This window comes from Jatrophihabitans endophyticus (genome assembly GCF_900129455.1).
Lineage (GTDB): Bacteria > Actinomycetota > Actinomycetes > Mycobacteriales > Jatrophihabitantaceae > Jatrophihabitans > Jatrophihabitans endophyticus.
On sequence record NZ_FQVU01000002.1, the window covers coordinates 590,042 to 605,974 of the forward strand.

General features: G+C 71.6%; 16 protein-coding genes. 6 read left to right on the top strand and 10 right to left on the bottom strand.

Features of this window, described 5'->3' with window-relative positions; genetic code table 11:
* Window positions 1–13 precede the first annotated feature (13 nt).
* Together BUE29_RS08185 and BUE29_RS08190 are read right to left on the bottom strand one after the other, a co-directional pair.
* On the bottom strand, window positions 14–655 hold the full coding sequence (locus BUE29_RS08185; protein WP_073388445.1) for a GNAT family N-acetyltransferase: 642 nt from the start codon (window positions 653–655) through the stop codon (window positions 14–16).
* Between the two features lie 13 nt (window positions 656–668).
* Window positions 669–1,877: a pyridoxal phosphate-dependent aminotransferase gene (locus BUE29_RS08190; protein ID WP_073389558.1), complete on the bottom strand. Its 1,209-nt coding sequence runs from the start codon at window positions 1,875–1,877 to the stop codon at window positions 669–671.
* A 115-nt stretch (window positions 1,878–1,992) separates the two neighbouring features.
* Between BUE29_RS08190 and BUE29_RS08195 the strand changes: the two genes are divergently transcribed.
* The gene (locus tag BUE29_RS08195; protein WP_073388447.1) at window positions 1,993–2,592 is read left to right on the top strand and encodes a nitroreductase family protein; all 600 of its coding nucleotides are present in this window, start codon (window positions 1,993–1,995) and stop codon (window positions 2,590–2,592) included.
* Here the strand turns inward: BUE29_RS08195 and BUE29_RS08200 are convergent.
* The 8 genes from BUE29_RS08200 to rpmH all read right to left on the bottom strand — a co-directional run bounded on the left by BUE29_RS08200 (window position 2,571) and on the right by rpmH (window position 7,984).
* Window positions 2,571–3,683, bottom strand: a complete 1,113-nt coding sequence (locus BUE29_RS08200) for a ParB/RepB/Spo0J family partition protein (protein ID WP_073388450.1) — start codon at window positions 3,681–3,683, stop codon at window positions 2,571–2,573. The genes BUE29_RS08195 and BUE29_RS08200 overlap by 22 nt on opposite strands.
* Complete coding sequence (locus BUE29_RS08205; protein ID WP_084180839.1) at window positions 3,680–4,669, bottom strand: ParA family protein; 990 nt, start codon at window positions 4,667–4,669, stop codon at window positions 3,680–3,682. The genes BUE29_RS08200 and BUE29_RS08205 overlap by 4 nt, the downstream gene beginning before the upstream one ends.
* Complete coding sequence (gene rsmG / locus BUE29_RS08210; RefSeq protein ID WP_073388453.1) at window positions 4,666–5,355, bottom strand: 16S rRNA (guanine(527)-N(7))-methyltransferase RsmG; 690 nt, start codon at window positions 5,353–5,355, stop codon at window positions 4,666–4,668. The genes BUE29_RS08205 and rsmG overlap by 4 nt, the downstream gene beginning before the upstream one ends.
* Window positions 5,352–5,852: a Jag family protein gene (locus BUE29_RS08215; RefSeq protein ID WP_407657319.1), complete on the bottom strand. Its 501-nt coding sequence runs from the start codon at window positions 5,850–5,852 to the stop codon at window positions 5,352–5,354. Before BUE29_RS08215 ends, rsmG begins: the two co-directional genes overlap by 4 nt.
* A gap of 142 nt (window positions 5,853–5,994) precedes the next feature.
* Entirely contained in the window at window positions 5,995–7,107 is a 1,113-nt protein-coding gene (yidC, locus tag BUE29_RS08220) for a membrane protein insertase YidC (protein WP_073388457.1), read from the bottom strand.
* A gap of 4 nt (window positions 7,108–7,111) precedes the next feature.
* Window positions 7,112–7,459: a membrane protein insertion efficiency factor YidD gene (yidD, locus tag BUE29_RS08225; protein ID WP_084180841.1), complete on the bottom strand. Its 348-nt coding sequence runs from the start codon at window positions 7,457–7,459 to the stop codon at window positions 7,112–7,114.
* Window positions 7,456–7,815: a ribonuclease P protein component gene (rnpA, locus tag BUE29_RS08230; protein WP_073388460.1), complete on the bottom strand. Its 360-nt coding sequence runs from the start codon at window positions 7,813–7,815 to the stop codon at window positions 7,456–7,458. Before rnpA ends, yidD begins: the two co-directional genes overlap by 4 nt.
* Window positions 7,816–7,846: 31 nt before the next feature.
* Window positions 7,847–7,984: a 50S ribosomal protein L34 gene (rpmH, locus tag BUE29_RS08235; RefSeq protein WP_073388462.1), complete on the bottom strand. Its 138-nt coding sequence runs from the start codon at window positions 7,982–7,984 to the stop codon at window positions 7,847–7,849.
* A gap of 520 nt (window positions 7,985–8,504) precedes the next feature.
* Between rpmH and dnaA the strand changes: the two genes are divergently transcribed.
* From dnaA to gyrB, 5 genes are all read left to right on the top strand, one after another.
* Window positions 8,505–10,079, top strand: a complete 1,575-nt coding sequence (dnaA, locus tag BUE29_RS08240) for a chromosomal replication initiator protein DnaA (protein WP_143168065.1) — start codon at window positions 8,505–8,507, stop codon at window positions 10,077–10,079.
* Between the two features lie 408 nt (window positions 10,080–10,487).
* A complete protein-coding gene (gene dnaN / locus BUE29_RS08245) occupies window positions 10,488–11,636 on the top strand; it encodes a DNA polymerase III subunit beta (RefSeq protein ID WP_073388467.1) in 1,149 nt (382 codons plus the stop codon).
* Between the two features lie 21 nt (window positions 11,637–11,657).
* Window positions 11,658–12,830 carry a DNA replication/repair protein RecF gene (gene recF / locus BUE29_RS08250; RefSeq protein ID WP_073388469.1) on the top strand — a complete coding sequence of 391 codons (1,173 nt, stop codon included), beginning with the start codon at window positions 11,658–11,660 and terminating at the stop codon, window positions 12,828–12,830.
* 97 nt (window positions 12,831–12,927) lie between these two features.
* Window positions 12,928–13,605, top strand: a complete 678-nt coding sequence (locus BUE29_RS08255; RefSeq protein ID WP_073388471.1) for a DciA family protein — start codon at window positions 12,928–12,930, stop codon at window positions 13,603–13,605.
* A gap of 269 nt (window positions 13,606–13,874) precedes the next feature.
* Window positions 13,875–15,911 carry a DNA topoisomerase (ATP-hydrolyzing) subunit B gene (gene gyrB, locus BUE29_RS08260; RefSeq protein ID WP_073389566.1) on the top strand — a complete coding sequence of 679 codons (2,037 nt, stop codon included), beginning with the start codon at window positions 13,875–13,877 and terminating at the stop codon, window positions 15,909–15,911.
* The last annotated feature ends 22 nt before the right edge of the window (window positions 15,912–15,933 follow it).

The window sequence follows — 15,933 nt, forward strand, 5'->3', positions numbered from 1 at the left end:
TGACACACTCGTCTCAGCGCGCGGCCGCCGGGCTCTTGACGGTGCCGATCAGCCGCTCCAGCGCCGCCTCCACGTCCTCGCGCCAGGTGGCGGTCGAGCGGATGTCCAACCGCAGCCGCGGCGTCACCGGGTGGGGACGCACGGTGCGGAAGCCGACGGCGCGCAGGAAGTCCGCCGGCACCAGACAGCCGGTGCCGTCCTGCCGGCCGGGCACGCCCGCCGCCCCGCCGCGCCCGAAGGCCTCGACGGCGCGGATGCCGCGCCGGACGACGTCGGCCGCGACCGCCTGCACGAGCAGGCGCCCGACGCCGGTCCCGAGGTACTCCGGCCGCACCCGGGCGGTCATGAGCAGCACCGCGTCCGAGCTCGCCGGCGCGGTCGGGAAGGCGCCGCCACGTGGCACGTACGCGGGCGGCGCGAACAGCACGTGGCCGGCGGGTCGCCCACCCACGTAGGCGATCCGGCCGCAACTGCCCCACTCGAGCAGCGTGTCGGAGATCCAGGCCTCCTTGGCCAGCGCGCCGTCGACGTCGTCGAGTCCGCGATCCCAGGCCGCCGGGTCGAGCTCCCAGAACACGCATCGGCGGCAGTCGGCCGCGATGTCGCCGACGGAGTCCAGCGTGATGCTCGCCGACCGCGGCGCCGACCCCGACACGGACGGCCTCCCGCTAGCAGTCCCCGCGGTAGGACGCCAGGAACTCGCCGAGCCGGCCGATCGCGTCGGTCAGGTCGTCGGCGCGTGGCAACGTCACGATCCGCAGGTGGTCGGTGTGCGGCCAGTGGAACCCCGTCCCTTGGACGACGAGCACGTGCTGCGTGCGCAGGAACTCGAGCACGAACCGCTGGTCGTCGCGGATCGGGTAGAGCTCCGGGTCGAGGCGGGGGAACACGTAGAGCGACCCGCGCGGCTCGACGCACGTCACGCCGGGGATCGCACGCAGGGCCGCGGTCGCGGCGTCGCGCTGCTCGAGCAGGCGACCGCCGGGCAGGATGAGCTCGCGGATGCTCTGCCGACCGCCCAGCGCGACCTGCACGGCGTGCTGCGCCGGCACGTTGGCGCACAGCCGCATGTTCGCGAGCAGCGTGATGCCCTCGAGGTAGTTCGCCGCATGACGCTTCGGGCCGCTCACCATCATCCAGCCGGCGCGGAACCCGGCCACCCGGTACGCCTTGGACAGGCCGTTGAAGGTCAACGAGAAGACGTCGGGGGCGAGCTTGGCGAACGGTACGTGCTCGGCGTCGTCGTAGAGGATCTTGTCGTAGATCTCGTCGGCCATCACGACGAGCCCGTTCTCGCGCGCGATGTCGGCGAGGCCGCGCAGGGTCTGCTCGGAGTACACGGCGCCGGTCGGGTTGTTCGGGTTGATCACCACGATGGCCTTGGTGCGCGCCGTGACCTTGGCCCGCACGTCGTCGAGATCGGGCTCCCACCCCGCGGACTCGTCGCAGAGATAGTGCACGGGACGACCGCCGGCGAGCGAGGCCGATGCGGTCCACAGCGGGTAGTCGGGCGCGGGGACGAGCACCTCGTCGCCGTCGTCGAGCATCGCCTGCAGGCTCAGGGTGATCAGCTCGCTCACCCCGTTGCCGAGCCAGATGTCGTCCACGTCGACGGTGTCGATGCCGCGGGTCTGGTAGTGGTGGACGATCGCGGTGCGGGCCGACAGCAGGCCCTGCGAGTCGGAGTAGCCCTGGGCGTTCGGCAGATTGCGGATGACGTCGACGAGGATCTCGTCGGGTGCCTCGAAGCCGAACGGGGCCGGATTGCCGATGTTGAGCTTGACGATGCGCCGCCCCTCCTCCTCGAGGCGCTTCGCCTCCTCGAGCACGGGCCCACGGATGTCGTACAGGACGTTCTCGAGCTTGCGGGATTGCATCAGGTCCACGAGCACACGATCGCACACCCCGGCCGGTCGGACGCACTGGATATGTGGCGCGCGACCGACCTGGCCGGCACGGCCGTCGCCGACCTGTCCGTGCCAGAGTGGCACGGTGGAGTTCGTCGACGTCGTTCGCAACCGGCGCATGGTCCGCAGCTACGACCCGGCTCGGCCGGTGCCGCGAGCGACCACCGAAAACCTCCTCAACCTCGCAATTCGGGCACCGTCGGCGGGCCATACCCAGGGTCGCGAATTTCTGGTGCTGGATGACATAACATCGCGCGACATCTTCTGGTCCGTGACCGGCGACGGGCCGGCGGACTCGTGGCTCACCGGAATGCGGTCCGCGCCGACGCTCGTGCTCTGTCTGTCGGACAAGTCGGCGTACCTCGACCGCTACGCCGAACCCGACAAGGGCTGGACGGACCGCGCCGAGGCACGCTGGCCGGTCCCCTACTGGGATGTCGACACCGGCATGGCCGCGATGATCCTGCTGCTCGCGGCGGAGGACGCGGGTCTCGCCGCGTGCTTCTTCGGTGTCCCGCCCGAGCGACGGGACGCGCTGTTCACGGCGTTCGCGATCCCCGATCGGCTCTCCGCCGTGGGGGTCGTGAGCCTCGGCCACGGTGCGCCCGACCGGCGGTCACCCTCCCTGCGCCGCGGCCGACGTCCGCTGGCCGAGGTCGTGCGCTACGGCTCGTTCCGGGGCTGACGCCGTTCCAGCTGAGGTGCCATGACGCCCACGATGCGCTCGAGGTCGTCGATCGAGGCGAACTCGACCGTGATCCGCCCCTTCCGCCGGCCGATGTCGACCCGTACCCGGGTGTCGAACACGTCGGAGAGCTTGTGGGCGAGCTCGGTGGCCGCCGGCGCGGTGATCTTCGGACCGGCCGCACGGCGCGACGGCTTGGCCGTGGAGCCGGTGCGCGCGAGCGCCGCGAGCTCCTCGGTGGCGCGCACGGACAGGCCCTCGGCGACGATCCGGGCGGCGAGCTCGTCCTGGGTCTCGGCGTCGTCGATGGTGAGCAGCGCCCGCGCGTGGCCGGCGGACAGGATGCCGGCGGCGACGCGACGCTGGACCGCGAGGGACAGGTTGAGCAGCCGGATCGTGTTCGTCACCTGGGGTCGGCTGCGTCCGATCCGGCCGGCCAGCTCCTCGTGCGTGGCCCCGAACTCCTCCAGCAGCTGCTGGTAGGCCGCCGCCTCCTCCAGCGGGTTGAGCTGGGCGCGGTGGATGTTCTCCAGCAACGCGTCGCGCAGCATCGCGTCGTCGGCGGTCGTGCGGACGATGGCGGGGATGGCGGTCAGCCCGGCGGCGGTGGCGGCGCGTAGCCGCCGCTCGCCCATGACCAGCTCGTAGCCCTCCTCGTCGGCGCGGACGACGACCGGTTGCAGCACCCCGAACTCCCGGATGGAGTGGGTGAGCTCGGCCAGTGCGTCCTCGTCGAAGACCTGGCGGGGCTGCTGCGCGTTGGCGTGGATCTGCGTCACCGGGATCTCGAGGAAGCTCGCGCCGGGGACGGGCAGCGGGCCGCCCGCATCGCCGACCGCCGCGTCCGGACCGGGCGCGGCGGCGGGATCGGCCGGGACGGGCAGGTCGACTGAGCCGGCCGCGCCGGGCGCGACTGCCGCGGCCGGTGTCGCGGCGCGCTCGGGCACCGGTCGGTCACTCGCCGTGGGAGCGCCCGGCTCGGTGGACCCGCCGTCGGAACCACGACCGCCCGGGCCCGCCGGCGCGGTGGGGATGAGCGATCCGAGACCACGTCCCAGGCCACCGCGTCGTTGCTTGTTGCCGCCGCTCACGACGTCTCCTCCTGCTGCTCGTCGGTGCCTGCGTCCGCGCCGGCGCGGCCGCGCTCGGCGATCTCGCGCGCGGCCTGCAGGTAGCCGATCGCGCCGCGGGACCCGGCGTCGTAGGTCATGACGGTCTGGCCGAACCCGGGGGCCTCGGACACCCGGACGTTGCGCGGGATCATCGGTGTGAGGACGAGATCGCCGAAGTGGTTGCGCACCTCGGAGGCCACCTGATCGGCAAGTCGCGTCCGGCTGTCGTACATGGTGAGCAGCACGGTACTCACCCGCAGGTCCGGGTTCAGGTGCGAGGTCACCAGCTCCACCGTGTTCAGCAGCTGCGCCAGGCCCTCCAGCGCGTAGTACTCGCACTGGATCGGGATGAGCATCTCCTGCCCGGCCACCAGCGCGTTCAGGGTCAACAGCCCGAGCGAGGGCGGACAGTCGACGATGACGTAGTCGGTCTCCTCGCCGCCGGCCTCGAGGAAGGTCTGGACGGCCTTCTGCAGCCGATACTCGCGGGCCACCTGGCTGGTCAGCTCGATGTCGGCACCAGCGAGGTCGAGGGTGGCCGGCACGCACCGCAGGGTCGGCGCGAAGTCCGCCACCTGCGCGACATCCGCCAAGGCTGCCCCACCGAGCAGCACGTCGTACACCGACGGCGTGCCGACACCGTGGTCGATACCGAGGGCGGTGCTGGCGTTGCCCTGCGGGTCGAGGTCGATCAGCAGCACCCGCAGCCCGTGCAACGCGAGGGCCGCCGCGACGTTGACCGCGCTCGTCGTCTTGCCGACGCCGCCCTTCTGGTTGGCCACGGTCAGCACCCGGGTGCGGGCCGGTCGGGGCCACTGCTCCTGCCGCACGTTGAGCACATGGACGGCCTGCCGCGCTTCGCGGGCGATCGGGGTGTCGAACTCGGTTTCACGTGAAACAGTCCCCGTCGGTCGCCCGACCTCCCCGGTTTCACGTGAAACATCCACGTCGTCCCGCTCGCTCATCGCCGCTTCCTTCCCCGGCTCGGGGGGCGCCGCCGCTGTACCGACACCACCCAGGTGGGCTCCGACGTCGTCGTGCCCAGTTCGGTCACCGTGGCGGAGCCGCCACCGATGCGTACGATCTCGTTCCGGTGCTCTCGCACCTCGTCCGCCGCCGACCGGCCCTTCAGTGCCAGCAGTCGGCCACGGGGTGCCAGCAACGGCACGCACCATGTCACCAGCCGGTCCATCGGGGCAACCGCCCGCGCCACCACCCACTCCTGCCCGGCGAGCTCGGCGACCACCGTCGGATCGTCGGCCCGGCCGCGGACCACCCGAACGCGGTCCGCCAGCCCGATCCGCTCGACCGTCTCGACCAGGAACGCAGAGCGCCGCAGCATCGGCTCGAGCAGGGTCACCCGCAGATCCGGTCGCCGGACGGCCATGGGGACGCCGGGCAGGCCGGCGCCGCTGCCCACGTCCAGCACGTGCGCGCCCTCGGGGACGAGGTCGGTCAGCAGCGCGCAGTTGACGAGGTGTCGCGACCACAGCCGCGGCACCTCGCGTGGACCGAGGTGCCCGTGCCGCACACCGTCGCCGGCGAGGGCGCCCGCATACGCGACCGCCGCCGGCAGGTGGTCGCCGAACAGGTGACGTGCGGCGTCGGGCGGCTCCGGCACCGGACCGGCGACCGGACCCGGATCGGTCACCGCTCGACGAGTACGACCACGCGCCGGTTGGGCTCGTCGCCCTCGGACTCGCTCACCACGCCCGAGATCGACGCCACCGCGTCATGGACCACCTTGCGCTCGAACGGGTTCATCGGCGACAACCGGCTCGGCTCGCCGGTGTCCGACACCCGCTGGGCGGTCTCGGTCGCCAACCGCTGCAGCTCTTCCCGGCGCGCGGCGCGGTGCCCGCTGACGTCGAGCATCAGCCGGCTGCGGACCCCGGTCTGCTGCTGCACCGCGAGCCGAGTCAGCTCCTGCAGCGCGTCCAGCGTCTCGCCACGCGCGCCGACCAGCGCCTGCAGGTTGCCGCCGACGATCGCGACCGCGGCCCGGTCGTTCTCGACGTCGAGGTCGATGTCGCCGTCGAAGTCGATGATGTCGAGCAGCCGCTCGAGGTAGTCCGCGGCGATGTCGCCCTCCTGCACGAGCAGGCTCTCGGCCCCGTCCTCGCGGCCGGTCCCGTCGGCACCGGTCACGGCGCCCTCGTCCGGGGCGGCGGCCTCGTCGGGCGCAGCGGTGGTCTCGACGTCCGTATCACTCACGACAGCAGTGTCCTTTCCAGCGGGGTGGGCGGTAGTGCGCTCGCGGGCATCGGGGCGGCGCGCCACCGGTCGGCGCTCAGCGCCGCTTCTTGGCCTGGGTGGGGCGTTTGCGCGGTGGGCGCTGCTGGCCCCGGTTGGGTCGTTGCCCCGGTCTCGGGGCGGCGCCGCGCGCGGTCTGGCCGGCCGCGCCACGCTCGGCGGGCGGATCGGTGGCCGTCGCGTCGTCGGCGGTCGTGTCGGGTAGGGCCTTGCTGACGCTCACCGGCTTGCCGCCGCTCTTGGGCGGGCGTGCCGGTCGCTGCCCGACCTTGGGCGCGAGCGTCTTGCCGACCTCGCCGACCGGCTTCACCGGCTCGTCCGTCGGCGGATGGAAACGAATGATGTAGGCCTGCTGAGCCAGCGTCCACAGGTTGCTCGTGAACCAGTAGAGCAGCACGCCGAGCGGGAAGGCGAACAGCAGACCGGAGGCCATGACGCCCAGCGGGATGATGTAGAGCATCACCCGCTGGATGGTGGCCGCGGTGCCCTCGGGCGTGGTGGTCGCGTTCGCCCGCACCATCAGCTGCGTCACGAAGGTGGCGGCCGCGCTGATGATCAGCAGCGGCAGGATGATGAAGCGCGTGTGCGTCGCGCTCGCCGACGGGTCGTTCACCAGCTGCTGGATGACCGAGGAGCTGTCGCGGAAGGATCCGGCCAGCGGCGCGCCGAACAGGTCGGCACCGGCGCCGTGGCACGTCTCCTGCGGGGAGAAGGAGTAGAGCTCCAGCAGCTTGGACGTGCCGGGCCTGCCGCCCGGGCAGAGGTCGCTGGTCTGCGAGTTCGCCAGGTGCCGCAGCACGTGATAGAGCCCGATGAACACCGGGATCTGCAGGAACATCGGCAGACAGCCGGCGAGGGGGTTGAAGCCCTCCTCCTGCTGCAGCTTCATCATCTGCCGATTCATCTCGGCGCGGTCGTTCTTGTACTTCTCCCGCACCTTCTGCATCTTCGGCTGCATCTTCTGCATGTTGCGCTGGTAGTGCACCTGCTTGACGAACAGCCGGAACAGCAGCAACCGCGCCGTGATGACGAGGAAGACGATCGAGAGCGCCCAGCCCAGGCCACTGGCGTCGCTGAAGCCGATCAGGGTGAACAGGTCGTGCCAGCGCAGCAGCACCCACGACACGGCCGTGTACAAAAAGTCAAGCACTCAACTACTCCTCGGTTCCGGCTTCCGGCATCGACGCCGGGCGACCGGCACGGGGCGGGACCGGGTCGTCGCCGCCGGCATGGAACGGGTGGCAGCGCAGCAGCCGGCGCAGCGCGAGCCAGGAACCGCGCAGGCCGCCGTGCACCTCGAGCGCCTCGACGGCGTACGCGCTGCAGCTGGGGTGGTAGCGGCACGCCGGCGGACGCAGCGGGCTGATCCCGATCCGGTAGAAGCGGATCGCGGCGAGCAGCAGCCGGGTGAGCGGCCCGCCCCGCGGGGCGACGGCGGCCGGCTCGACGGTCGGCTCCACGGCCGGCGCGACCGGCGCGGCCAGGCCGGGGACCGCGGTCATCGTCGCGACACGCGCTCGAGCGCCCGGTCGAGGTCGGCACCGAGCTGCTGCGACGACGCGTGGGCGGCGGCCGGCAGGGCGCGGACGACCGTGGCACTGCCGGTCTGCAGGTGTTCGAGCCGCGCGGCGAGCTGGGCCCGGAGTCGCCGGCTGACCCGGTGCCGGACGACGCTGCCGCCGACGCTGCGGGACACGACCAGACCGACGAGCGCGGCTCCGGCCGCGTCGGGCGTCGGGTCGGACGACGCACCGCTGCGATGGTGCAGCACCACGTTCGTGGTGCGGACACGGGTGCCGCCGCGCACGACCGACCCGAAGTCGGCCGAGCGCGTCATCCGGTTGGCCGGTGGCAGCACGGGCGTGGGGAGACGGGTGGTCCGGCTCCGGTCAGGCCGAGAGCTCGTTACGACCCTTGCGGCGGCGCGCCGAGACGATGGCTCGGCCGGCGCGGGTGCGCATGCGCAGCCGGAAACCGTGCGTCTTGGCCCGGCGGCGATTGTTCGGCTGGTAGGTGCGCTTGCTCACGGTCGGGCTCCATACAGACTCGGCTGATACAACTCGGCACATCGGCCACGCCGCCCGCCCGGCTGCCGCGCGGGGTGCGGCGGGAACCTGAGCGAGACGATCGACGGCCCCGAGCACGCGCGAAGACCCGCACCCGGTACGACCCGATCACGGTACGGATGTGGTCCGGCCCAGGTCAAACCGGGCGACGGCAGACGGCGAATCGCCGACCGTAGAACGACACGTCGGTGAACGCGTGCCGACACGCCGGGTCCTATTGTCGAGCCCACACCTCGCTGTTAGGTTCCTCCACCGTGTCGCCCCCAGCCGGGTGGCGCGGGACCGGCGCCCGGGGCAGGGTAGGCCGGGCCCAGCCGTATACACAGACTGTGGACAAGTCTGTGGATGTGGACCGCCCGGAGGCATGTGACAAGCTCGCGTGCACCGAGATCGACCGGGCGTCGCCGACGCCCGCACCGGAGCGCGATCCGCCCCGGTGCGGTAACACCGCGAGACCGCGACACATGGAGTGAGCCCGCTAGTGGACGACAGTGCCGAACTCGTCGCAGCGTGGAACCGGATCGGGCCCCGGTTCGACGAGCCGTCCATCCCTCCCCAGCAGCGGGCCTGGATCGGGTTGACCCGGCCCCTCGGGCTCATCGAGGGCACGGCCCTGCTGGCGGCACCGAACGACTTCGCCAAGGAGTTCCTGGAGAACCGACTCCTCGCGACGATCGCCTCCATGCTCGGCGACGAGCTGCAGCGCGAGATCCGGGTCGCGGTCACCGTCGAGGCCAGCGAGCCGTCGACCACGACGAGCGGGTCGTTGCCGACGGTGAAGCTCGGCGGCGACGGTGCGACCGTCGGTCGCACCGGTCCCCCGCCCACCGGCGCGGCGCGATTCAGCGGTGACCTGGCGGGTGACGACCTCGGCGACCTCGGCGACGACGACCTCGACGACGAGTACGCGCCCGCCGGCCGCGGCTACGAGGACCGGCGGGCGGGCGGGTACGACGGAGCCCGCCCGATCGAGACGGCACGCGGGTACCGGCCGCGCCATTCCGACAACGATCGCGAGCAGGACTCCCGGCTCAACCCGAAGTACACCCTCGACACCTTCGTCATCGGCTCGAGCAACCGGTTCACGCACGCCGCGGCGGTCGCGGTCGCCGAGGCGCCGGCGCGTGCCTACAACCCGCTGTTCATCTACGGCGCCTCGGGACTGGGCAAGACGCACCTGCTGCACGCGATCGGCCACTACGCGCAACGGCTGCAGCCGGGGCTGCGTACGCGCTACGTGTCGAGCGAGGAGTTCACCAACGACTTCATCAACTCGGTGCGCGACGACAAGATGCAGGCGTTCCAGAACCGGTACCGCTCGGTCGACCTGCTGCTCATCGACGACATCCAGTTCCTCGAGCGCGCGGAGCGCACGCAGGAGGAGTTCTTCCACACCTTCAACACGCTGCACAACCAGAGCAAGCAGATCGTCATCAGCTCCGACAAGTCGCCGCGGCAGCTGAGCTCGCTCGAGGACCGGTTGCGCACCCGCTTCGAGTGGGGCCTCATCAGCGACGTCCAGGCCCCCGACCTCGAGACGCGCATCGCCATCCTGCGCAAGAAGGCCGCCCAGGAGGGCATGAGCCCGCCGCCGGACGTGCTCGAGTACATCGCGTCGCGGATCCAGAGCAACATCCGCGAGCTCGAGGGCGCGCTGATCCGCGTCACCGCCTTCGCCAACCTCAACCGGCAGGCCGTCGAACTCGGATTGGCCGAGATGGTGTTGAAGGATCTCGTCGGCGAGTCCGACGACCCGGAGATCAACGCCGCGACGATCATGGCTGTGACGGCCGAGTACTTCTCGATCAGCATGGACGATCTCGTCGGCAGCTCGCGCAGCCGCACGCTCGTCGGCGCTCGCCAGATCGCGATGTACCTGTGCCGCGAGCTCACCGACCTCTCGCTCCCCAAGATCGGCGAGCGCTTCGGCGGCCGCGACCACACCACGGTGATGCACGCCGAGCGCAAGGTCCGCGGCCTCATGACCGAGAAGCACGCGGTCTTCAACCAGATCGCCGAGCTCACCAGCCGGATCAAGGCCCGGGCCCGGGCGTGACGCCGCCCCCTCCTGCCGGCCTCCCCCTCACCGCGCGGCGCATCCGTGCCACTCCACACCGTGTGGGCAGTCCTGTGGACGAATCGGTGGGTCGTGTGGACGCCGCGGGACGGCGCGACGATGTCCACCGCGCCGGTCCCGACCGGGGGACGACGACCCACCGCTCGTCCACACCCGCGGTTGCGCTGCAGGCTAGCGTTCACCGGGGACGGACGGGGTTGTCCCCAGTGTCCACAGCTGCGAAGACGAAGGACGAAACTCTTCAATCCAGGAGAGTGAACGACAAGAACTACAACCTGGTGGATGGTGGGGACAACCGCAGCGAATACCCTGCGAGCCCCACCCGGTAACCGTCGGTTGCCAGTTCGACACGACCGCGACGAGTAGAGCGACGAGTAGGTGTGATCAGTGAAGTTCCGGGTCGAACGCGACGCCCTGGCCGATGCCGTGACCTGGGCTGCGCGCAGCCTGGCGAGCCGCCCCACCCTGCCGGTCCTCGCCGGGTTGCTGCTGCGGGTCGACGACGGGCACCTCACCGTCTCCGGCTTCGACCTCGAGGCCTCCACCGAGGTCGACCTCGAGGTGAGCGCCGGTGAGTCGGGCACGGCGCTCGTCTCCGGGCGGCTGCTCGCCGACATCACCCGCGCCCTGCCGCCGCACCCCGTCGACGTCGCCGTCGACGGATCGCGGCTGACCATCGCCTGTGGTTCGGCCCGCTTCAGCCTGCCCGGCATGCCCGTCGACGACTACCCGAAGCTGCCGGTCATGCCCACCACCGCGGGCACCGTCGACGGCGCCGAGTTCGCGGCCGCCGTGGCGCAGGTCGCGATCGCGGCCGGGCGCGACGACACGCTGCCGATGCTCACCGGCGTGCGGCTCGAGATCGACGGCGACCGGCTGACCCTCGCGGCGACCGACCGCTACCGACTGGCCGTGCGCGAGCTGACGTGGAACCCCGGCGACCCCTCGTCGGCCAACGCGCAGGTGCTGGTGCCGGCCCGCACGCTCGCCGACGCGGCCAAGAGCCTGTCGCACAGCGAGTCGCTGACGATCTCGCTCTCCTCGGGCGGGTCGGGCGAGGGCATCATCGGCTTCTCCGGCACCACCAACGGCCGTGCCAGCCGCACGACCACCCGGTTGCTCGACGCCACGTTCCCCGCGTACCGCTCGCTGCTGCCCTCGGAATGGGCGTCGAGCGCGGAGCTCGCGGTGTCACCGCTCGTCGAGGCGGTGCGCCGCGTCGCGCTGGTCACCGACCGGAACGCGCCGGTGCGCCTCGAGTTCGCCGATGCATCCGTGTCGCTCACCGCGGGCGGGGACGACGAGGGACGCGCCGAGGAGCAGCTCGAGGTCGCCTACGACGGCGACGGCATCGTCACGGCCTTCAATCCGCAGTTCCTGCTCGACGGGCTCAGCGCCCTGTCGAGCGGCACCGCCCGGTTGCTGTTCACGTCGTCGACCAAGCCCGTCGTGCTGCGTCCCGCGGACGCCCCGGCCGGCGACGGCGACGCGCCCGAGTACACCTACCTGATCATGCCGGTCCGCCTGCCCGGCTGACGCCGGCGCGAGCCCCACACCGTGTACGTCCGCCACCTGTCGGTCGCCGATTTCCGCAGCTGGCCGACGGCCGAGCTCGCACTGGAACCGGGTGCGAACGTGCTGCTCGGGCGCAACGGCCAAGGCAAGACCAACCTGGTCGAGGCGTTGGGCTACCTCGCCTCGCTGAGCAGCCACCGCGTCTCGACCGACGCGCCCCTGATCCGGGCCGGTGCCGAGCGGGCGGTGACCCGCGCCGCGGTGGTCGCCGCCGACCGGGAACTTCGCGTCGAGGTCGAGATCGTGGCCGGCCGGGCCAACCGGGCGAAGCTCGGCGGCGCGCCGGTCCCGCGCCCGCGCGACGTCCTGGGTGTCCTGCGCACCGTCCTCTTCGCGCCCGAGGACCTCGCCATCGTGCGGGGCGACCCGTCGGAACGTCGGCGCTTTCTCGACGAGCTGGTCGTGGCGCGCACCCCGCGACTCGCGGGCGTCCGCGCGGACTACGAGCGGGTGCTCAAGCAACGCGGCGCGCTGCTGAAATCCGCAGGCGGCCGCCGCGGGTCGGCGGCCAGGCCGGCCGACCTCACCACCCTCGACGTGTGGGACGGGCACCTCGCCACCCACGGCGCGGAGCTGCTGCGTGCCCGCCTGACGACACTGCGCGCGCTGCGGCCCCACGCCGCGGCCGCGTACGCCCAGGTCGCGCCGTCCAGCTCGGCCCTTCGCGCCGGCTACTCGACGTCGCTGTCGACATCGCTGCCCGCGCTCGTCGACCCGAGCGACGACCCGGACACCGTTCCCCCGCTCGACGAGGTGCGCGAGGCGTTGCTCGCGGGCCTGGCCGCGGCGCGCCCGGCGGAGTTGGATCGAGGCGTGAACCTCGTCGGCCCGCACCGCGACGACCTCGAGCTCGCCCTCGGCGACCTGCCGCTGCGCGGGTACGCGAGCCACGGTGAGGGCTGGTCGGCGGCGCTGTCGCTGCGCCTCGGCAGTTACGAGTTGCTGCGATCGGACGCCTTCTCCGGCGGCGACCCGGTCCTCGTGCTGGACGACGTGTTCGCCGAGCTCGACGCCGAGCGGCGCGCCCAGCTGGCGCTCGTCGCGGCCGGTGCCGAGCAGGCGATCGTGACCGCTGCGGTCGAGGGCGACGTCCCGCCCGGACTGCGCGGCACCCGCTTCGAGGTCGGCGGCGGGACGGTGCGGCGTGTCCACTGAGCGCAGCCGGCGTGTCGCTTCGCGGCCCGATCGTCCGGAAAGTCGCACCGCGAGCGGGCGGTTGTCCACAACCGACGGTGGAAAACCGGCACGGGTTGTGGACGACGAACCCGACGCCGCGGCCGGCGCCCCACAGGACGAGACCCGGGTCACACCGCCGGGCGAGCCGGCTCAGGACGGTCCTGCCGAGATCGGCCCGGCCGGGACCGACCCTGCCGGGACCGACCCTGCCGGGACCGACCCTGCCGAGACCGACCTCGCACGGGCCGCGCTCGCCGGCGCCCGCGAGACGGCCCGCGGCCGGCCGGCCCGGCGCTACGACCGTGACACCCGCAACCGGATCCGGCGCGACAATCTCGCCGGGCGCAACGGGTCGCGCAACACCGGCGGCTACTCCGGTCCCGGCCACGACCCCGCCCGTGACCCGCAGCGGGTCGGCCAGCTGCTCGGTGGCCTCGTCGACGACCAGGGGTGGGAGCGCCCACTGGCCGAGGCCCGGGTCTTCGCCGACTGGTCCACGCTGGTCGGCGAGGACGTGGCGGCGCATGCCACGCCGCAGACGCTGACCGCCGGCGAGCTGCGGATCGCCGCCGAGTCGACGGCATGGGCCACGCAGCTGCGGCTGCTCGCCGCGACGCTGCTCGCGCGCCTCGTCGCCGAGCTGGGGCCCGACGTCGTCACCAAGCTGATCATCACCGGCCCGGTGGCACCCAGCTGGCGCCACGGCGGCCGGTCGGTGCGCGGCGCGCGTGGGCCGCGCGACACCTACGGCTGACGGGCGCCGACCGTCCCCGGCTCGGCGTGCTCAACGGGCGCACACGCGTCGAGGCTCGTGGCCGCGTGGGTTCCCTGCCGACCGGGGTGTGCGATCGCTCTGCGGGCGACTGAGCCCGCGTGGCGGCGTCGCGTGACGCCGCGGTCGGCTAGACTGAACGATGTTGCCGGGGTACGCGAGACGCGTCCGGACCGCCCCCGGGGGTCGGGTCCGGCCCCGGTCCCAGGCAAGCCAGGAGCGCCGACGCAGCGGCGAGAAGGGTCGTGTTCGTGACCAGCAGTCCCGCGACGAGTTCCCCGAAGAGCAAGGCCGCCAAGGACGCCTACACCGGCAGCTCGATCACCGTCCTCGAGGGTCTCGAGGCGGTGCGCAAGCGCCCCGGCATGTACATCGGCTCCACGTCGGCCCGCGGACTGCACCACCTGGTGTGGGAGGTCGTCGACAACTCCGTCGACGAGGCCCTCGGTGGCCACGCCGACCGCATCGAGGTCTCGCTGCTCGCCGACGGTGGCGTCCGGGTGAAGGACAACGGCCGCGGCATGCCGGTCGACATGCACCCGACGCAGAAGAAGCCGGCCGTCGAGGTCATCCTCACCGTGCTGCACGCCGGCGGGAAGTTCGACGGCAAGGCCTACGCCGTCTCCGGCGGCCTGCACGGTGTCGGTGTCTCGGTGGTCAACGCGCTCAGCAACCGGCTCGAGGTCGAGATCGAGCGCGACGGCTTCGTGTGGTCGCAGCCCTACGTCGACCAGAAGCCGGCAGCGCCGCTGCACAAGGGCGACGCGTCCAAGAAGCACGGCACGACGGTCACCTTCTGGGCCGACCCGGACATCTTCGAGACCACGAAGTACGACTTCGAGACCATCCGCCGTCGCATCCAGGAGTACGCGTTCCTGAACAAGGGACTGACGATCGTCCTGCGCGACGAGCGGGTCGACGAGATCGTCGAGGAGGACGACGCGCAGATCGGCTCGACCGAGGCCAAGGTCAAGCCCAAGCAGGCGCGCGAGGTCGTCTACTGCTACGAGAACGGCATCGCCGACTTCGTCAAGCACATCAACCGCACGAGCGACAAGGAAGCGATCCACAAGGACGTCATCTACTTCGCCGAGGAGGACAAGGACAAGGCGATGTCGGTGGAGATCGCCATGCAGTGGAACAAGTCCTTCGCCGAGAGCGTCCACACCTTCGCGAACACGATCGCGACCATCGAGGGCGGTACGCACGAGGAGGGCTTCCGTGCGGCACTCACCGGCGTCGTCAACAACTGGGCCGTCGAGAAGAAGATGGTCAAGGACACCAAGGAAGACCGGCTGACCGGCGACGACATCCGCGAGGGCCTCGCCGCGATCATCTCGATCAAGCTCGGCGAGCCGCAGTTCGAGGGCCAGACGAAGACCAAGCTGGGCAACTCGGCGGCGAAGACGTTCGTGCAGTCGGCCAGCCGCGTGTGGCTCGAGGACTGGTTCAACCGCAACCCGACCGAGGCCAAGACCATCGTCACGAAGATGACGCAGGCCGCCCGGGCCCGCAAGGCCGCGCAGCAGGCGCGCAAGCTCGCCCGCAAGAACGCGCTGGACACCTTCGGGATGCCCGGCAAGCTGGCCGACTGCCGCTCGACCGATCCCGGGGAGAGCGAGCTCTACATCGTCGAGGGCGACTCGGCCGGTGGCTCGGCCAAGTCCTGCCGGGAGTCGCGCTTCCAGGCGATCCTGCCGATCCGCGGCAAGATCATCAACGTCGAGAAGTCGCGCATCGACCGGGTGCTGAAGAACAACGAGGTGCAGTCGCTCATCACCGCGCTGGGCACCGGCATCCACGACGACTTCGACCTGTCGAAGCTGCGCTATCACAAGATCGTGCTCATGGCCGACGCCGACGTCGACGGCCAGCACATCACCACGCTGTTGCTGACGCTGCTGTTCCGGTTCATGCGTCCGCTGATCGAGGCCGGGCACGTCTACCTCGCCGCGCCGCCGCTCTACAAGATCAAGTGGCAGAAGGGCGACCCGGACTACGCCTACTCCGACAAGGAACGCGACGCGCTGATCCAGGCCGGCCAGGAGGGCAACCGCAAGCTGGCCAAGGAAGACGCGATCCAGCGCTACAAGGGCCTCGGCGAGATGAACGCGACCGAGCTGTGGGAGACGACGATGGATCCCGCCAACCGCATCCTGCGGCTGGTCACGCTCGACGACGCCGCCACCGCCGACGAGCTGTTCTCGGTGCTCATGGGCGAGGACGTCGAGGCGCGGCGTTCGTTCATCATCCGCAACGCGAAGGACGTGCGATTCCTTGACATCTAGTCCGCGTTCGAGCCGCTCGACC